The sequence below is a fragment of the Neisseria sp. GT4A_CT1 genome, from assembly GCF_000227275.1.
Taxonomy (GTDB): Bacteria; Pseudomonadota; Gammaproteobacteria; order Burkholderiales; family Neisseriaceae; genus Neisseria.
Genome location: NZ_JH164967.1, coordinates 113,951 through 131,987 on the forward strand (window position 1 = coordinate 113,951; position 18,037 = coordinate 131,987).

The window sequence follows — 18,037 nt, forward strand, 5'->3', positions numbered from 1 at the left end:
ATCCACTATATCAAACCAGTCGGCGGAGGAACAAAATGAAAGTGCTTGTTTTAGGTGCCGGAGTTGCCGGCGTATCTTGCGCGTGGTATCTGACGGAAGCCGGACATGAGGTAACGGTAATCGACCGCGCCGAAGGCGTGGCAATGGAAACCAGTTTCGCCAATGCGGGTCAGCTTTCTTACGGCTACACCACGCCTTGGGCGGCACCCGGCATTCCGACCAAAGCACTGAAATGGCTGTTTAAAAGCCATCCTCCCCTGCTGTTCCGCCCCGACGGCAGCCTGTATCAAGTCGAATGGCTGTGGCAAATGCTGCAAAACTGCACGGCATCCCGCTATCAAATCAACAAAGAGCGCATGGTCAGGATTTCCGAATACAGCCGTGAAATGTTCCGCCGTTTTGAAGCGCAAACCGGCATGAATTTCGAAGGACGCAAAAAAGGAACTTTGCAGATTTTCCGCCAAGCCAAAGAAGTCGAAGCGGCAGAACAAGACATTACCGTTTTGGAACGATACGGCGTGCCCTACCGTCGTCTGAAACCCGAAGAATGCGCAGAATTCGAGCCTGCACTTGCACGCGTTACTGCCAAAATTGCCGGCGGCCTGCACCTGCCTGCGGATGCGACCGGCGACTGCCACCTCTTCACCCAAAACCTGTACAAACTGTGTCTGGAAAAAGGCGTACAGTTCCATTTCAACCGAACCATCCGCCGCATCGAACACAACGGCCAGCGCATCAGCGCAATCGAAACCGAAACGGAACGCTTTGAAGCAGATGCCTTCGTCTGCGCGCTCGGCTGCTTCAGCAGGACGGTTTTGGCGCAGTTGGACCTCAATCTGCCCATTTACCCCGTCAAAGGCTATTCCTTGACCCTGCCCGTCAAAAACTCAGACGGCGCGCCGGTTTCCACCGTTTTGGACGAAAGCTACAAAGTCGCCATCACACGATTCGACAACAGAATCCGCGTCGGCGGTATGGCGGAATTGTCCGGCTACGAAATCAAACTGTCCGAAAAACGCCGCGAAACGCTGGCTTTGGTCGTCAACGATTTGTTCCCCGAAGGCGGCAACTTGAATCAGGCATTGTTCTGGAGCGGCCTCAGACCGATGACGCCCGACAGCACGCCGCTAATCGGCCGCACCCGCTTTGACAACCTGTTCCTGAATACAGGTCACGGCACTTTGGGCTGGACCATGTCGCTGGGCTCGGCAAAATTGACCGCCGATATCGTGTGCGGCAAAGACACCGAAATCCGCAGCGACGACTTGAGCCTGTCGCGCTATCCGTCTTGAACTTTAAACCGATAAGGTTTGAGCGGCACTATAGTGGATTAAATTTAAATCAGGACAAGGCGACGAAGCCGCAGACAGTACAGATAGTACGGAACCGATTCACTTGGTGCTTCAGCACCTTAGAGAATCGTTCTCTTTGAGCTAAGGCGAGGCAACGCCGTACTGGTTTAAAGTTAATCCACTATACAAACTCAAAGGTCGTCTGAAAACGCAATATAGTTTTCAGACGACCTTTCTCACATTCCCACGAAACCCAACATCCCCAAAAGCAAACCTGACGGCTGCGCCTGAAAATATTTAAGGTTTCGCCAAAAATCCGTCTCGCTTAAAACTTAAAGTTCACGCCGCCGGTGAAGCTGCGTCCCATTTGCGGGATGTCGGACAGGAAGCTGCTGTGGGCGTAAACGGACTGGTTGAACAGGTTGTCGGCTTTGACGTACCAATTCCACTCGCCGTAGCCGGTGCGGCGGCGGTAGTTTGCGCCGAGGTTGAGCATATGGTGTCCGGGCGTGCGCGTTTCGTAGCGGGCGAGTTTGTTTTGGGCAAACACGCGGTAGTAGTCGAGATGGGCATCGATGCGGTCGGTCAGCGCGGCATTCAGGTGGAAGCCGAGCCGTGCGGCGGGAACGCGCGGGGCGTTTTGGTCAGCTTGAGCGATGAGTGGACGGTTGCCGTAGGCATCTTCCCTGCCGGGCAGCGACGGGAGGTTTTTCAGACGACCTCTGACGTAGTCGCCGGAAAGTCCGATGCGGTAGCGCGGCGTGGGCTTGAAGTAGATTTCGCCTTCCGCGCCGTAGAAGTCGGCGCCGGATTGGTTGTAGCGCACGAGCTTCATTTCGCTGTCGTCTTCGATGGATTTGGGGCCCCGTCCGTCGTTTAAGGTTTGGGCGTAGATGTAGTTGCCGAAGCGGTTGCGGTAGAGTGCCAGATTGTATTGCCAGCGGTCGCCTTCGTAGCCCAGCGCGAGTTCGATGTTGTTGGAACGCTCTTTGTTGAGGTGTTTGTTGCCGACTTCAAAGGTATTGGTGGCGACGTGTTTACCGTGTGCGTACAGCTCTTGCGTTGACGGCAGGCGTTCTTGATGGGAGGCGGTCAGGCTGAGTTTGTGTTGTGGCGTGAAATACCAGTTGCCGGAAAGCGCGAACGAGCGGGCGGTTTGGCGGTGCGCGCCGAGGTCGGGCAAGGGTTGGTTGTAGTAGTTTTCCCGATCAATCAGGGCTTTGTCGTACTGAATGGCAGCTTTTTGTTTTTCCACGCGCACGCCGCCTTCAAGCGAGAAATTGTCCCAATTTGCCTGTTCTACGCCGAAAAAGCTGTAATGATGCACATCGTTGTCGATCAACATCGGCTGTTGGACGGTTTCGGGAATGGCGGAAAGCGCGCTGGATTTTTGGGTGAGGTATTGCACGCCCCAACTGCCTTTCAGACGACCTATGGGCAGGTGGCGCAATTCGATGCGGGCATTTTGCGTTTTGTTTTTGAAGAAGTTTTCCACCGCATCGCCCGCTTTTTCGTCGTGGCGGTAGTCGTTACGGTTCAAATGCACGCGCAGGGCTTCGAAACCGGGGAGCGGCTGCTTCCATTCGGCGCGGATTTCATAGCGTTTGTTGCGCAGGTCTATCCACGGTCTGCCGCTGTGGGTATGCGCGTGTGTATTATCGTCGTCGTGGAAGCCGCAGCTTAAGCCCGGATTGTCGTAATCGATGTCTTCTTCGGTCAGCAGGTGCGGATAAAGCTGCAAATAGCGTTTGTTAATCAAACTCTTCTGCCAGATGATGTCGGCGTGGCAGTCGTCGTAGAGATGGCTGTGCGCAGGCAGGCCGTAGCGGTCGCGACGGTCGCTGTACGCCGCGCCGATAAAGCCTTTCTCGCCCACCCAAGACAGCCCGATGCTGCCTGTTTGCGAATCGGCGTGGCTGTCAGGCAGGCGTTTCAGACGACCCTCTTCTTTGCGGTAACGCGGTACGGCGTAGTCGCCCGATTTGCGGTACAGCCCTTCCGTGTGCAACACGAAGTTTTTGCCCAGTCCGACATTGATGCCGCCGGACGTGAGTTTTTCCAAATTGCCACTGCTCAAACGCAGTCCCAGTTCGCCTGATGCGCCGTTTTCAGGCATTTTTTCAGGGATTTTTCCATCGGCAACATCCACCAAGCCCGCCACATTGCCCGAGCTGTACAACAGCGTTACCGGTCCGCGCAGGATTTCGACCTGTTGCGACAAGGCGGTGTCCACCATCAGGGCATGGTCGGGCGAGAAATCCGCCATGTCACCCGTTTCTCCATGATGGTTCAACACTTTAATCCGCCTGCCCGTCTGCCCGCGTATCACAGGCGCGGACGCACCGCCGCCGTATTGCGAAGCATGGACGCCCGGCACGCCGTTGAGCGCGTCGCCGAGATTGACGGCTTTTTGCCGCAAAGTATCGCCGGTAATGATTTTGTCGGAGGCAGTCGAAGTGTGCAGCAGCCCCGAAGTAGCGCGCGGATGGCTTTTACCGACGACGTTGACCGTTTCCAAGTCCACCGTCTGCTCGGTTTCATGCGCTTGGGCGAGAATGGGGGAACTGATTAAAAGAATAGATAAAACAATAGGTTTAAGCGTGGTTTGTGTCATTTTAGGTTTCCCGTCATATTTCAAATAAATTGTTATTATATAACATCACATCATTAATATGACAAGAATTCAAGGAACAAACCGCATTTGGTGCGGCAAAACAGCCAAACCCAAGCCCATACAAACAGCGAAAACCAAAGGTCGTCTGAAACCCAATATCTTGAAAATGATAAAAAAGACGGAAACAGCGGCAGCACGCCATTCCCCCGTTTGCTTGGAACGAATCATGTTGCCTAAACAACAAAAAAGGTCGTCTGAAAACGCAATATGGTTTTCAGACGACCTTGTCGGTTTGATGACTGCTATTTGGCAGCTTGGGCGGCGGCGGTCTCGGCAATCAGGTCAAGGAAGACCAGCGGCTCTTTACCGATGTTCTTCAACGCATGGGACTGGCCGGGGCGGGCGATGGTGATGTCGCCGGCGCCGACTGGGGTCTGTTTGCCCGTGCTGTCGGTAAACACGCCTTTGCCCGATACGATGATGTAAACGTCTTCGTTGTCGGTGTGTTTGTGTTCGCCGATGGATGCACCCGGTGGCAGAGTCAGCCAGCCGATTTCCCTGAACGCGTCTTGGGCGGCGGTCTGGTGGCGGTTGAAGGCGAAGCGGCCGAGCAGCGGGCCTTTGCCTCCGGCTGCGTTTTCGCGGTTCCACTCCGCCAAGTCGGCTTTTTTGTACACTTGGACGCTGCGGTCGGTAGGTTTGGCCTGTTCCGCGGCGTGAACGTTGACGGTCGTGCCGAGCAGAAAGGCGATAGACAATGCGGCAAATAGCGGTTTCATCATGGTTCTCCGTTTGTCGAGTTGTGTCAGAAGATGATGCGTTCCGTTTTCAGACGGCCTGCGGGGTCGGTTGCTTCGCCCCGCAGGCGTCAAGGCTTATTTCACGTTGCGCAGATAGTTCAGCAACAAGGGAACGGGGCGGCCGGTTGCGCCTTTTTCGCTGCCGGATTTCCATGCCGTACCCGCGATGTCGAGGTGCGCCCACGGGTAGTCTTCGGTGAAGTAAGACAGGAAGGTGGCGGCGGTAATCGTGCCTGCGCCGGGCGTGCCGATGTTGGGAATGTCGGCGAAGTTGGATTTGAGCTGGTCTTTGTAGGTTTCAAAGAGCGGCAGTTGCCATGCTTTGTCGTCCACGTTGCGGGAGGCGGCAAGCAGGCTGTCGACCAAATCCTGATTGTTGCCCATCACGCCGCTGACGTCATGGCCCAAGGCAATGATGCACGCGCCGGTCAGGGTGGCGACGTCGATGACGGCTTTAGGCTTGAACTGCTCGGCGTAAGTGAGCGCGTCGCACAAAATCAGACGACCCTCGGCATCGGTGTTCAATACTTCAATCGTCAGACCTTTCATGCTTTTCACGACGTCGCCCGGTTTGTTTGCCGCGCCGGAAGGCATGTTTTCGCAAGTGGCGACGACGGCGACGAGGTTGATCGGCAGTTGCAGTTTGACGGCGGCGCAGAAGGTGCTGATGACGGTTGCCGCGCCGCACATATCAAACTTCATTTCGTCCATGTTCAAACCGGGTTTGAGGGAGATGCCGCCGGTGTCGAAGGTGATGCCTTTGCCGACCAAGACGACGGGGGCGGCTTCTTTGTCGACTGCGCCGAAGTAGCTCAATTCAATCAGATAGGGGGCTTCCACGCTGCCTTTGGCGACCGACCAGAACGAACCCATGTTTTCTTTGATGTAGTCTTTTTCGATGATTTTGGCGTGTGCGCCCAGTTTTTCGGCTTCGGCTTTGGCGGTGCGCGCTAAAAATTCGGGCGTGCATTCGTTGGGCGCGGCGTTGCCCAAATCGCGGCAGAGGCTTTGTCCGTAAACCTGCGCTTCGGCGACGCGCAGGGCTTCTTTGACGGCGGCTTCGTGTGCGGTGTAAAACACGGCTTGTGCGAATTTGGCGGGCTTGGCTTCTTTTTTGTAGCGGTCGAAACGGTAGGCGGCGTTGCCGAACGCGATGGCGAAAGCTTCGGCAACGGCGGCGGCTTGCGCTTCATCGAAGGCATGGATGTCCGCATTAACCGTTTCCTGATTTTGCGCCCATTTGGCGGCTTCGGCAGCGGCTTTGTTCAGCGCGGCGCGGTCGGTTTTTTCGAGGCGGACGACGGCGACTGCCTGCAAACCGTTGTCCGTCGGGATTTTGGTGTCGGAAAAAGTTTGACCTTCTTCAAGCGAAGACAAAAGGGCAAGGGCGGTCGGGTGGTTTAATTGCGCCTCTTCGGTGCAGACAAATAACTGCGCGCCTGCCTGTTGCGGCTGCAAGGTTCCGGCTTTTGTGCTAAATTCCACGTTTATTCTCCTGATTGAGATGGTTTCGGGTAGTTTCAGACGACCCTTTGCATTAAGAGGTCGTCTGAAAACGGTTGGAAAGATTGTACTCCATTTGAGAGGTCGTCTGAAACCTTGCGCAGACAATCCGCCTGCGCCGAACCGCTACCGCTACCGCTCCTAGCCGCGATTCTATGATTTATCAAAGAAACTTCATCAAAGAACTCTCTTTTACCGCCGTCGGCATTTTCGTCGTCCTCTTGGCGGTATTGGTCTCCACTCAGGCAATCAACCTGCTCGGCCGTGCCGCCGACGGGCGCGTCGCCATCGATGCCGTGTTGGCATTGGTCGGCTTCTGGGTCATCGGCATGACGCCGCTTTTGTTGGTGTTGACCGCTTTCATCAGCACGCTGACCGTGTTGACCCGCTACTGGCGCGACAGCGAAATGTCGGTCTGGCTCTCCTGCGGATTGGCGTTGAAACAATGGATACGCCCCGTCATGCAGTTTGCCGTACCGTTTGCCATCCTGATTGCCGTCATGCAGCTTTGGGTGATGCCGTGGGCGGAACTGCGCAGCCGCGAATACGCCGAAATCCTCAAGCAGAAACAAGAATTGTCGATGGTGGAAGCAGGCGAGTTCAACAGCCTGGGCAAGCGCAACGGCAGGGTTTACTTCGTCGAAACCTTCGACACCGAATCAGGCATCATGAAAAATCTGTTCCTGCGCGAACAAGACAAAAACGGCAACGACAACATTATCTTCGCCAAAGAAGGCAATTTCTCACTGAACGACAACAAGCGCACGCTCGACCTGCGCAACGGCTACCGTTACAGCGGCACGCCCGGCAAAGCCGACTACAACCGCGTTTCCTTTCAAAACCTCAGCCTGATTATCAGCACCACGCCCAAACTCATCGACCCCGTTTCCCACCGCCGCACCATCCCGACATCGCAGCTCATCGGCAGCAGCAACCCGCAACATCAGGCTGAATTGATGTGGCGTATCTCGCTGACCGTCAGCGTCCTCCTGCTCTGCCTGCTTGCCGTGCCGCTTTCCTATTTCAACCCGCGCAGCGGCCACACCTACAACATCCTCGTCGCCATCGGGCTTTTCCTGATTTACCAAAACGGACTGACCTTCCTGCGCAATGCCGTGGAAGACGGCAAAATCCATTTCTGGCTCGGACTGCTGCCCATGCACATCATCATGTTCGCCATCGCCGTCGTACTCCTGCGCGTCCGCAGCATGCCCAGCCAGCCCTTCTGGCGGGCGATTGGCAAAAGTCTGACATTGAAAGGCGGAAAATGAACCTGATTTCACGTTACATCATCCGCCAAATGGCGGTTATGGCGGTTTACGCCCTCCTGGCCTTCCTCGCCCTATACAGCTTTTTCGAGATCATCAACGAAGTCGGCGACTTGAGCAAAGGCAGCTATAACGGCGCAACCATGGCGCAATACGTCCTCATGCAGATGCCCGCGCGCGCCTACGAACTCATGCCCCTCGCCGTCCTCATCGGCGGACTCGTCTCCCTCAGTCAACTTGCCGCCGGCAGCGAACTGACCGTCATCAAAGCAAGCAGCATGAGCACCAAAAAACTGCTGCTGATCCTGTCGCAGTTCGGACTGATTTTCGCCATCGCCACCGCCGCGCTCGGCGAATGGATTGCCCCCACCCTCAGCCAAAAAGCCGAAAACATCAAATCCGCCGCCATCAACGGCAAAATCAGCACCGGCAATACCGGGCTTTGGCTCAAAGAAAAAAACAGCATCATCAACGTGCGCGAAATGCTGCCCGACCATACCATGCTGGGCATTAAAATTTGGGTGCGCAACGACAAAAACGAACTGACGCAGGCAAAGGAAGCCGAATCCGCTGTTTTAAACAACGACGGCAGTTGGCAGTTGAAAAACATCCGCCGCAGCACGCTTAGCAAAGATAAAGTCGAAGTCTCGACTGCCGCCGAAGAAAACTGGCCGATCGCCGTCAAACGTAACCTGATGGACGTATTGCTTGTCAAACCCGACCAAATGTCGGTCGGCGAACTGACCACCTACATCAGCCACCTCGAAAACAACAACCAAAACACCCAAATCTACGCCATCGCCTGGTGGCGCAAATTGGTTTACCCCGTCGCCGCCTGGGTCATGGCACTCGTCGCCTTCGCCTTCACCCCGCAAACTACCCGCCACGGCAATATGGGCTTGAAACTCTTCGGCGGCATCTGCCTCGGCTTGCTGTTCCACTTCGCCGGACGGCTCTTCGGGTTTACCAGCCAACTCTACGGCGTCCCACCCTTCCTCGCCGGCGCACTGCCCACCATAGCCTTCGCCCTGCTCGCCGTTTGGCTGATACGCAGGCAGGAGCGGCGTTAAGCTCAAGAATATAGTGGATTAAATTTAATCCACTATAAAAAAACAGAACAGCGAAAACTGTTCTGTTTTTTTTGTTTTCAGACGACCTCATAGGGTTAGCCATTGAAGAGGTCGTCTGAAACGGTTTTACCTACTTATTAAACATTCACGGTTTCGGCTACTTCGTTGTAGCTGTCAATTTCGTTGAAGTTCATGTAGCGGTAGATTTGGTCGCCCTGTTCGTTGATGATGCCGATGTTGGCTTGGTATTCTTCAACGGTCGGGATTTTGCCCAGTTTGGAGCAAATCGCCGCCAACTCTGCCGAGCCGAGATAAACGAAGGTGTTTTTACCCAGGCGGTTCGGGAAGTTTCGGGTAGAAGTGGACATGACAGTTGCACCTTCGTGTACTTGGGCTTGGTTACCCATACACAGCGAACAACCCGGCATTTCCATACGCGCGCCGGCGCGGCCGAGTACGCCGTAGTGGCCTTCGTCAGACAACTCTTTCGCATCCATTTTGGTTGGCGGCGCCATCCACAGGCGGACGGGGATGTCGGACTTGCCTTCCAAGAGTTTGGAGGCGGCGCGAAAGTGGCCGATGTTGGTCATGCACGAACCGATGAACACTTCGTCGATTTTGGTGCCGGAACGTTCGGACATGAAGCATACGTCGTCCGGGTCGTTCGGGCAGGCGATAATCGGCTCTTTGATGTCGTCCATGTTGATTTCAATCACGGCGGCGTATTCGGCATCTTTATCCGCTTCGAGCAGCTCCGGATTCGCCAGCCATTTTTCCATTGCTTTGATACGGCGTTCCAAAGTACGCGGGTCTTGATAGCCGTCGGCAATCATGTTTTTCATCAACACGACGTTGGATTTCATGTACTCGATAATCGGCTCTTTGTTGAGCTTCACGGTACAGCCGGCGGCGGAGCGTTCGGCGGATGCGTCGGTCAATTCAAAGGCTTGCTCCACTTTCAAATCAGGCAGACCTTCGATTTCGAGGATGCGGCCAGAGAAGATGTTTTTCTTACCGGCTTTGGCCACGGTCAGCAAACCTTGCTTAATCGCGTAAAGCGGAATCGCGTTCACCAAATCGCGCAGGGTGACGCCCGGTTGCAGTTTGCCGCTGAAGCGTACCAATACGGATTCAGGCATATCGAGCGGCATCACGCCGGTGGCTGCTGCGAAAGCAACCAAGCCGGAGCCGGCAGGGAAGGAAATACCGATAGGGAAACGGGTGTGGCTGTCGCCGCCGGTGCCGACGGTATCGGGCAGCAGCAGGCGGTTGAGCCATGAGTGGATCACGCCGTCGCCCGGACGCAGAGATACGCCGCCACGGGTAGAAATAAAGGCGGGCAGTTCTTTATGGGTTCTGACATCGACAGGTTTCGGATAAGCAGCGGTGTGACAGAAAGACTGCATCACCATATCGGCGGAGAAGCCCAAACAAGCCAAGTCTTTCAACTCGTCGCGGGTCATCGGGCCGGTAGTGTCTTGCGAGCCGACCGTCGTCATGCGCGGTTCGCAATAAGTACCCGGACGTACGCCTTGTCCTTCGGGCAGACCGCAGGCGCGACCGACCATTTTTTGCGCCAACGTGAAACCGGCTTTGCTTTCGGCAGGCGCTTGAGGCAGACGGAATTCGGTGGAAGCAGGCAGTTTCAGGGCTTCGCGCGCTTTGGCGGTCAGACCGCGGCCGATAATCAGGTTGATACGGCCGCCCGCTTGCACTTCGTCCAGCAATACTTGAGATTTCAGGCTGAATTCGGCAACGGTTTCGCCGTTTTTCACGATTTTGCCTTCATAAGGCAGGATATCGACGACATCGCCCATTTTCAGCGCGGAAACATCGACTTCAATCGGCAGCGCGCCGGAGTCTTCTTGAGTATTGAAGAAAATCGGCGCGATTTTTCCGCCCAAACATACGCCGCCGAAGCGTTTGTTCGGCACAAACGGAATGTCTTCGCCGGTATGCCAAATCACAGAGTTGGTCGCGGATTTGCGTGAAGAACCGGTACCGACCACGTCGCCGACATAGGCAACGGGGTGGCCTTTGGCTTTGAGTTCTTCCAACAATTTAATCGGACCGACTTCGCCCGGTTTGTCGGGCGTGATGCCGTCGCGCGGGTTTTTCAGCATCGCCAGCGCGTGCAGCGGAATATCGGGACGACTCCATGCGTCGGGAGCGGGAGAGAGGTCGTCTGTATTGGTTTCGCCGTCAACTTTGAAGACGGTAACGGTGATTTTTTCGGGAACTTTGGCGCGTGAAGTGAACCATTCGGCATCCGCCCAAGATTGCAAAACTTCCTGCGCGTATTTATTGCCTTTTTCGGCCTTTTCCTGAACGTCGTGGAAAGAATCGAACATCAGAAGCGTATGTTTCAAACCTTTGGCAGCGATGGGCGCAAGTTTGTCGTTGTCCAAGAGTTCGATTAAGGCGTGAATGTTGTAACCGCCGAGCATCGTACCTAAGAGTTCGGTCGCATATTCAGGGGAAATCAGCGGGCTGGATGCGCTGCCTTCGGCAACGGCAGCCAGGAATGAGGCTTTGACTTTGGCGGCATCGTCCACACCGGGCGGAACACGGTGGGCAAGCAGTTCGACCAAGAATTCACCTTCGCCTGCGGGCGGGTTTTTCAGCAGCTCGACCAAATCGGCGGTTTGCTGCGCGTTCAAAGGGAGGGGCGGGATACCAAGGGCAGCACGCTCGGCGGCGGCTTTGCGATAGGCTTCTAACATCTCTTTGTTCCTTTTTTCTGTTTTTCTTCTATCCGTTGCAAATGATTTGCAATCAAAGAATTGTAAACAATCCTTTTAGGTATCATAGACCAGTTTGGCAAAAATTGGAATATTTATGTTATCGGATGTAATAGGTGTTTGCTATTGAAACGAATTATCTTGAAAAATACGAAAAGGTCGTCTGAAAACAGGGTTTCAGACGACCTTTTATATTTTATCGGAATGACCGGTTCGTTCTTTTACCGGGCGTTTGCCTGATATTAGCTTCCGTCTTCACGCAGGAGCTTGGGCTGTTCGCCTTTCTCAATGACGTTTTTACCGATGACAACTTTGGTCACGCCTTTCAAATCAGGCAGTTGATACATAGTATCCAAGAGGCAGCGTTCAACGATGGAGCGCAGGCCGCGCGCGCCGGTTTTACGTTCCATTGCCTGACGGGCGATGCTGCGCAGGGCTTCTTCTTCAAATTCCAATTCGACATTTTCCATGCCGAACAGGGTTTGATATTGTTTCACCAAGGCATTTTTCGGCTCGGTCAAAATGTTGACCAATGCGTCTTCATCCAATTCCGCCAGCGTGGCGATAACGGGCAGACGGCCGATTAACTCGGGAATCAGACCGAATTTAATCAAGTCTTCAGGCTCGACGATTTCAAACAATCCGGTAATGTCGGCATTTTCGTCCTTACTGTGAACGGATGCGCCGAAACCGATACCGCCTTTTTCAGTACGCTGACGGATCACTTTTTCCAAGCCTGCAAACGCGCCTCCGCAGATAAACAGGATGTTCGTCGTATCGACGTTGATAAATTCCTGATTCGGATGTTTGCGGCCGCCTTGGGGCGGAACGCTGGCAACCGTACCTTCAATCAGTTTCAGCAAGGCTTGTTGCACGCCTTCGCCGGATACGTCGCGGGTAATCGACGGGTTGTCGCTTTTGCGGGAGATTTTGTCGATTTCATCAATATAGACGATACCGCGTTGGGCTTTTTCGACATCGAAATCGCATTTACCCAAAAGTTTGGTAATGATTTGCTCGACATCTTCACCGACATAACCCGCTTCAGTCAGCGTGGTCGCGTCCGCCATGACGAACGGTACGTCCAGTTTGCGCGCCAAGGACTGCGCCAACAGCGTTTTACCCGAACCGGTCGGACCGATAAGCAGGATGTTGGATTTCGACAATTCGACGTTGCCGTTGGCTTTGGGATGGCGCAGGCGTTTGTAATGGTTGTACACCGACACCGCCAAGGCTTTCTTGGCTTGTTCCTGACCGATAACATGATCGTTGAGGTTGGCGACGATTTCGGCAGGCGTGGGCAGCTTGTTGTTCGGATGGGACGCATCCGTTGCAGATTTGTCTGCGGAGAGGTCGTCTGAACTTTGCAGCATTACGCCGCAAGTTTCTACACATTCGTTACAGATAAAAGCGTTTTCGCCTTCAATCAGGTTTTTGACTTCATGCTCGGATTTTCCGCAAAACGAGCAGGAGCGTTTTTCTTCAGTCATAATTTATCTTCTGTTTTCAAGCAATATCGGCAAACCGTCATCCGAATGTTGCGGGAACGGTTTTCGGCAAAGTCGGTAAGTATAATCAGTATCTTAAGGTTTATCAAATACCGTATGGCAAGCTGTTGGGCGTAAGGTTTTCAGACGACCCTCCGATGCATGGCAACACACCATGATTTCCCATCCTTAAGATTGTTTCCAATTTGGGAAAAAGATGCAAACAAACGCAAAAAAGCCATATTAAACTTTACATTTTGTTGTATTTTAAGCAAAATATCCCCTTTAATAATTCAATTGTCTTAAATTCTACTGGTTGAAGTATGTCGGTTATGAAATTTTATAAAACACTGAGTGCAGCCTGTTTGGGTATGGCGTTGACTGTCGCCGCCGCCCCTGCCGCTGCAGACGATATGGACGTTTTGGGTCAATTTTTGGAACAAAATTTTCCAACCCAAAATGACCCGATGGAAGCTTTCGCATTAAGCCACGCACAAAAAATCGAGGCTCAGGCGATGATGGCGGGGCCGCTTTTGACATCGCAGTCCGCCCTGATTTTTAACAACAAAACAGGCGAAATCCTGTATCAGAAAAACGCAGACCGCGTGATGCCGATTGCGTCCATTTCCAAACTGATGAGCGCGATGGTCGTCTTGGACGCACGTTTGGATATGAACGAACGCATTACCATCACCTCCGACGAAATCGACCGTCTGAAAGGTACAGGCAGCCGCCTTGCCGTCGGCACGACGCTGACGCGCGGCGAATTGCTGCACCTGAGCCTGATGAGCAGCGAAAACCGCGCAACACACGCGCTGGGCCGTACCTATCCGGGCGGTATGTCAGCGTTTGTTGCCGCCATGAATGCCAAAGCGCAAAGCCTGGGCATGCACAGCAGCCGTTTCTACGAACCTACCGGTCTGAATTTCCAAAACGTATCAACCGCCAACGATTTGAACCGCATGGTCGCCGCAGCGAGCAAATATCCGCTTATCCGCAAAAACACGACCTCCAACTACGGCTCGGTTTGGACGGCAAACGGCCGCCAAAACTATAAAAACTCCAACGCCCTCGTCCGCGAAGGCAGCTGGAACATCGAGCTTCAGAAAACTGGTTATATCCGCGAAGCAGGACGTTCGATGGTGGTTAAGGCAAACGTTCAAAACCAACCGATTACCATCGTATTGCTGAACTCGCCAACCTCGACAACCCGCGTAAACGACGCGCGTAAGATCGAATCTTGGATGTCGCAGCGCCGCTCTTAAAAACACTTATTATGCCGTCTGAAAATCAGGCGGCATTTTTTATATGATAAGCAGAAAAACTTCATGCAATCCGGTTGAAGAATCTTGATTTTAACAATATTAGGAGATGCAAATGCCGAACAAAAAACAATTGATACAGTTGGTAGCCATTTTAGCCTTGACCGGCTGTACTTCCGTTGCCGATATGGTGGGATACGATACGGCATCGCTCAACGAGGCTGCCGCCAAAAACTATTCGCAAGTGGTACAGCAAGCGCAGTCGCAGCGCGTTTTGGACAACACTTCCCACACTTCGCGCCGTATCAAAGCCGTATTCGAACGCCTGAAACCCTATGCCAACCAGGCCAACCAAACTGGCACACCTTTCAATTGGCAGATGAATGTTTTCCGCGGCAACGAATTGAATGCTTGGGCAATGCCCGGAGGCAAAATGGCGATGTACACCGGCATGGTTGAGCGTTTGAAATTGACGGACGACGAAATCGCCGCCGTTATCGGTCACGAGATGACCCACGCCCTGCTGGAACATGGCAAAAAAGCGATTGGCGGCCAAGTGCTGACGGGATTGGGCGGTTCTATTTTAGCGGGTGCATCCGGAGTCGATGCCAATATCGTTGGATTGGGTACGGATTTACTTGCTTCCAAGCCCTTTTCGCGCCATCAGGAAAGCGAAGCAGACGCAGGCGGCGTACGTTTGATGGCTCAGGCGGGCTACAATCCGGAGGCTGCCATCAGCGTTTGGGAAAAGATGAGCAAACTTGAAGGCAGCTCGTCTATTGCGATTTTGTCCACCCATCCGACCAATCAGACGCGCATCAACGCCATCCGCAGAATGCTGCCTGAACTCATGCCGATTTATCAGAAAAATAAACGATAAATTTCTTGGATAAACCTTCCGTAAACCGACATCGATTTTTTTCAAATCAGCCTATAATCCTTCTATTTAAGAAATAGGTTACAGTATGAAAAAACAAAATATCCGAGCAACTATTTACGAAGCTATCAATCAATTTGTCACGGCTTATAAACAAAATAATACAGAAATATTGTCGTCCGAATATGGTTTAGACAAAGAAACTTTAGCTGAGATAGATGATTTTTTGAGTTTTGTAAAAGATAAGTCGAAAATTAATTTATTTTCTATATCAGATCTAAATAATGACACCTTTTTATCAATAGAATATGTTGATGGTGATTATTTAATCGAATATATTTTAATTTACGAAGATATTAAATTTTATCTTGTCGGAGAGTATAACAAAACTCAAGAGGCCCAATACAAATTTGAATATCGAAATTTTGATATATGAGCATAAGTAAGCGCAGCCATGAGAGAAACCATAGATTGGATTCCCAAATCCGACATCTGCATTACCTAAAGGCGTTCGTGTGATTTAAAACCCTAAAAAATCAATTTAAATCAAAGCATTGCATAGGTTTCAATCAAGATTTTTCAGACGACCCTTCCGCCCCATCCAGCGCAGGTCGTCTGAAAAATTGTCAACATTTCCACCCAAATTACCAAGCAACCCAGACCCATTCGGCGTATAATACAGCCTTTCCCAACCGCATTTGAGAGCTGAATCATGTCTGTTGTTTTGCCCTTGCGCGGCGTTACCGCCCTTTCCGATTTCCGTGTTGAAAAACTCTTGCAAAAAGCGGCCGCACTCGGTCTGCCTGAAGTGAAACTGAAAAGCGAATTTTGGTATTTTGTCGGCAGCGAGAAAGCATTGGATGCCGCAACTGTCGAAAAACTGCAAGCCTTGTTGGCGGCGCAAAGCGTTGAAGAAACGCCCGAAGCGCGCGAGGGCTTGCATTTATTTTTGGTAACGCCCCGTTTGGGTACGATTTCGCCGTGGGCTTCCAAGGCGACCAATATCGCGGAAAACTGCGGTTTGGAAGGCATTGAGCGCATCGAGCGCGGCATGGCGGTGTGGCTGGAAGGTCGTCTGAATGATGGACAGAAACAGCAATGGTCGGCTTTGCTGCACGACCGCATGACCGAATCCGTATTGCCCGATTTTCAGACGGCCTCCAAATTATTCCACCATCTCGAATCCGAAACTTTCTCCAGCGTCGATGTTTTGGGCGGCGGTAAAGAGGCTTTGGTCAAAGCCAATACCGAAATGGGTTTGGCACTCTCCGCCGACGAAATCGATTATCTGGTTGAAAACTATCAGGCTTTACAGCGCAATCCGTCCGATGTGGAGCTGATGATGTTCGCGCAGGCAAACAGCGAACACTGCCGCCACAAAATCTTCAACGCCGATTTCATCCTCAACGGCGAAAAACAACCGAAATCCCTCTTCGGCATGATTCGCGACACGCACAACGCGCATCCCGAAGGCACGGTCGTTGCCTATAAAGACAATTCGTCCGTGATCGAAGGCGCAAAAATCGAGCGTTTCTATCCGAATGCGGCGGAAAACCAAGGCTACCGTTTCCACGAGGAAGACACGCATATCATCATGAAAGTGGAAACGCACAACCACCCGACCGCCATCGCGCCGTTTGCGGGTGCGGCAACGGGCGCGGGCGGCGAAATCCGCGACGAAGGCGCGACGGGCAAAGGTTCGCGTCCGAAAGCAGGCTTGACCGGCTTTACCGTCTCCAACCTCAACATCCCCGACCTCAAACAGCCGTGGGAACAAGACTACGGCAAGCCAGAACACATTTCCTCGCCGCTGGACATCATGATTGAAGGCCCCATCGGCGGCGCGGCGTTCAACAACGAATTCGGCCGCCCGAACCTCTTGGGCTACTTCCGCACCTTTGAAGAGAAGTTTGACGGTCAAGTCCGCGGCTACCACAAACCGATTATGATTGCCGGCGGCTTGGGCAGCATTCAGGCGCAGCAGACGCATAAAGACGAAATCCCCGAAGGCGCATTACTGATCCAACTGGGCGGCCCGGGCATGCTTATCGGCTTGGGCGGCGGCGCGGCTTCTTCGATGAACACCGGTACAAACGACGCTTCTTTGGACTTCAACTCCGTGCAACGCGGCAACCCCGAAATCGAACGCCGCGCGCAGGAAGTGATCGACCGCTGCTGGCAGCTCGGCGACAAAAACCCGATTATCTCCATCCACGACGTCGGCGCGGGCGGCCTGTCCAACGCCTTCCCCGAACTCGTTAACGATGCCGGACGCAGCGCGGTATTCAAGCTGCGCGAAGTACCGCTGGAAGAACACGGACTCAACCCGCTGCAAATCTGGTGCAACGAATCGCAAGAGCGTTATGTGTTGTCGATTTTAGAAAAAGATTTGGACACCTTCCGCGCCATCTGCGAACGCGAACGCTGCCCGTTTGCCGTAGTCGGCACGGCAACCGACGACGGCCATTTGAAAGTACGCGACGATTTGTTCTCCAACAATCCCGTCGATTTGCCGCTGAACGTCTTGCTCGGCAAACCGCCCAAAACCACGCGCAGCGACAAAACCGTGAGGTCGTCTGAAAAACCGTTTAACGCGGGCAATATCGACATCACCGAAGCCGCCTACCGCGTTTTGCGCCTGCCTACCGTAGCCGCCAAAAACTTCCTGATTACCATCGGAGACCGCAGCGTCGGCGGCATGACCCACCGCGACCAAATGGTCGGCAAATACCAAACCCCCGTAGCCGACTGCGCCGTTACCATGATGGGTTTCAACACCTATCGCGGCGAAGCAATGTCTATGGGTGAAAAACCGACCGTCGCCCTGTTTGACGCGCCTGCTTCGGGCAGAATGTGCGTCGGCGAAGCCATCACCAACATCGCGGCGGTCAACATCGGCGACATCGGCAACATCAAACTTTCCGCCAACTGGATGGCGGCATGCGGCAACGAAGGCGAAGACGAAAAACTCTACCGCACCGTCGAAGCCGTCTCCCAAGCCTGTCGGGCATTGGATTTGAGCATTCCCGTAGGCAAAGACAGCCTGTCGATGAAAACCGTTTGGCAGGACGGCGAAGAGAAAAAATCCGTCGTTTCACCGTTGAGCCTGATTATCTCCGCGTT

The 18,037-nt window shown here is 53.3% G+C and carries 13 protein-coding genes; 8 read left to right on the plus strand and 5 right to left on the minus strand.

What is annotated here, in order from left to right; genetic code table 11:
• Window positions 1-35: 35 nt before the first annotated feature.
• A complete protein-coding gene (locus HMPREF1028_RS07355) occupies window positions 36-1,292 on the plus strand; it encodes a D-amino acid dehydrogenase (RefSeq protein WP_009312197.1) in 1,257 nt (418 codons plus the stop codon).
• Between the two features lie 325 nt (window positions 1,293-1,617).
• Here the strand turns inward: HMPREF1028_RS07355 and znuD are convergent, their stop codons facing one another.
• The 3 genes from znuD to HMPREF1028_RS07370 form a co-directional block, all read right to left on the minus strand.
• Window positions 1,618-3,906: a TonB-dependent zinc receptor ZnuD gene (gene znuD, locus HMPREF1028_RS07360; protein WP_009312198.1), complete on the minus strand. Its 2,289-nt coding sequence runs from the start codon at window positions 3,904-3,906 to the stop codon at window positions 1,618-1,620.
• A gap of 302 nt (window positions 3,907-4,208) precedes the next feature.
• Window positions 4,209-4,685, minus strand: coding sequence for a cupin domain-containing protein (locus HMPREF1028_RS07365; protein ID WP_009312199.1), 477 nt, complete (start codon window positions 4,683-4,685; stop codon window positions 4,209-4,211).
• A gap of 96 nt (window positions 4,686-4,781) precedes the next feature.
• The gene (locus HMPREF1028_RS07370; RefSeq protein ID WP_009312200.1) at window positions 4,782-6,191 is read right to left on the minus strand and encodes a leucyl aminopeptidase; all 1,410 of its coding nucleotides are present in this window, start codon (window positions 6,189-6,191) and stop codon (window positions 4,782-4,784) included.
• On the opposite strand from HMPREF1028_RS07370, the gene HMPREF1028_RS14700 reads away from it, so the two are divergent.
• The 3 genes from HMPREF1028_RS14700 to lptG are packed head-to-tail and all read left to right on the plus strand — an operon-like array spanning window position 6,178 to window position 8,547.
• Window positions 6,178-6,354 (plus strand): hypothetical protein, encoded by a 177-nt coding sequence (locus HMPREF1028_RS14700; protein WP_156798099.1) that lies wholly within the window; start codon window positions 6,178-6,180, stop codon window positions 6,352-6,354. The two genes, HMPREF1028_RS07370 and HMPREF1028_RS14700, sit on opposite strands and share 14 nt — an antisense overlap.
• 10 nt (window positions 6,355-6,364) lie before the next feature.
• On the plus strand, window positions 6,365-7,480 hold the full coding sequence (gene lptF, locus HMPREF1028_RS07375) for an LPS export ABC transporter permease LptF (RefSeq protein WP_003768180.1): 1,116 nt from the start codon (window positions 6,365-6,367) through the stop codon (window positions 7,478-7,480).
• On the plus strand, window positions 7,477-8,547 hold the full coding sequence (gene lptG, locus HMPREF1028_RS07380; RefSeq protein ID WP_009312201.1) for an LPS export ABC transporter permease LptG: 1,071 nt from the start codon (window positions 7,477-7,479) through the stop codon (window positions 8,545-8,547). Before lptF ends, lptG begins: the two co-directional genes overlap by 4 nt.
• Window positions 8,548-8,684: 137 nt before the next feature.
• On the opposite strand, the gene acnB is transcribed toward lptG, so the two are convergent.
• Both acnB and clpX read right to left on the minus strand, forming a co-directional pair.
• Window positions 8,685-11,270 (minus strand): bifunctional aconitate hydratase 2/2-methylisocitrate dehydratase, encoded by a 2,586-nt coding sequence (gene acnB / locus HMPREF1028_RS07385; RefSeq protein WP_009312202.1) that lies wholly within the window; start codon window positions 11,268-11,270, stop codon window positions 8,685-8,687.
• A gap of 260 nt (window positions 11,271-11,530) precedes the next feature.
• On the minus strand, window positions 11,531-12,778 hold the full coding sequence (gene clpX, locus HMPREF1028_RS07390; RefSeq protein ID WP_009312203.1) for an ATP-dependent Clp protease ATP-binding subunit ClpX: 1,248 nt from the start codon (window positions 12,776-12,778) through the stop codon (window positions 11,531-11,533).
• Window positions 12,779-13,098: 320 nt separating this feature from the next.
• On the opposite strand from clpX, the gene HMPREF1028_RS07395 reads away from it, so the two are divergent.
• The 4 genes from HMPREF1028_RS07395 to purL form a co-directional block, all read left to right on the plus strand.
• A complete protein-coding gene (locus HMPREF1028_RS07395; protein WP_009312204.1) occupies window positions 13,099-14,040 on the plus strand; it encodes a serine hydrolase in 942 nt (313 codons plus the stop codon).
• A 106-nt stretch (window positions 14,041-14,146) separates the two neighbouring features.
• A complete protein-coding gene (locus HMPREF1028_RS07400) occupies window positions 14,147-14,917 on the plus strand; it encodes a M48 family metallopeptidase (RefSeq protein WP_036529430.1) in 771 nt (256 codons plus the stop codon).
• Window positions 14,918-15,002: 85 nt separating this feature from the next.
• Entirely contained in the window at window positions 15,003-15,350 is a 348-nt protein-coding gene (locus HMPREF1028_RS07405) for a hypothetical protein (protein ID WP_009312206.1), read from the plus strand.
• 276 nt (window positions 15,351-15,626) lie between these two features.
• Window positions 15,627-18,037 (plus strand): phosphoribosylformylglycinamidine synthase (purL, locus tag HMPREF1028_RS07410; protein WP_009312207.1); only part of this gene is annotated, 2,411 nt, incomplete at its 3' end.

Coding starts and splice junctions, on each gene's coding strand:
- HMPREF1028_RS07400 (WP_036529430.1), top strand. CDS start 14,147: ATGCAAATGCCGAACAAAAAACAATTGATACAGTTGGTAGCCATTTTA.
- lptG (WP_009312201.1), top strand. CDS start 7,477: ATGAACCTGATTTCACGTTACATCATCCGCCAAATGGCGGTTATGGCG.
- lptF (WP_003768180.1), top strand. CDS start 6,365: ATGATTTATCAAAGAAACTTCATCAAAGAACTCTCTTTTACCGCCGTC.
- HMPREF1028_RS07355 (WP_009312197.1), top strand. CDS start 36: ATGAAAGTGCTTGTTTTAGGTGCCGGAGTTGCCGGCGTATCTTGCGCG.
- znuD (WP_009312198.1), bottom strand. CDS start 3,906: ATGACACAAACCACGCTTAAACCTATTGTTTTATCTATTCTTTTAATC.
- HMPREF1028_RS07395 (WP_009312204.1), top strand. CDS start 13,099: ATGTCGGTTATGAAATTTTATAAAACACTGAGTGCAGCCTGTTTGGGT.
- acnB (WP_009312202.1), bottom strand. CDS start 11,270: ATGTTAGAAGCCTATCGCAAAGCCGCCGCCGAGCGTGCTGCCCTTGGT.
- HMPREF1028_RS07365 (WP_009312199.1), bottom strand. CDS start 4,685: ATGAAACCGCTATTTGCCGCATTGTCTATCGCCTTTCTGCTCGGCACG.
- HMPREF1028_RS07405 (WP_009312206.1), top strand. CDS start 15,003: ATGAAAAAACAAAATATCCGAGCAACTATTTACGAAGCTATCAATCAA.
- clpX (WP_009312203.1), bottom strand. CDS start 12,778: ATGACTGAAGAAAAACGCTCCTGCTCGTTTTGCGGAAAATCCGAGCAT.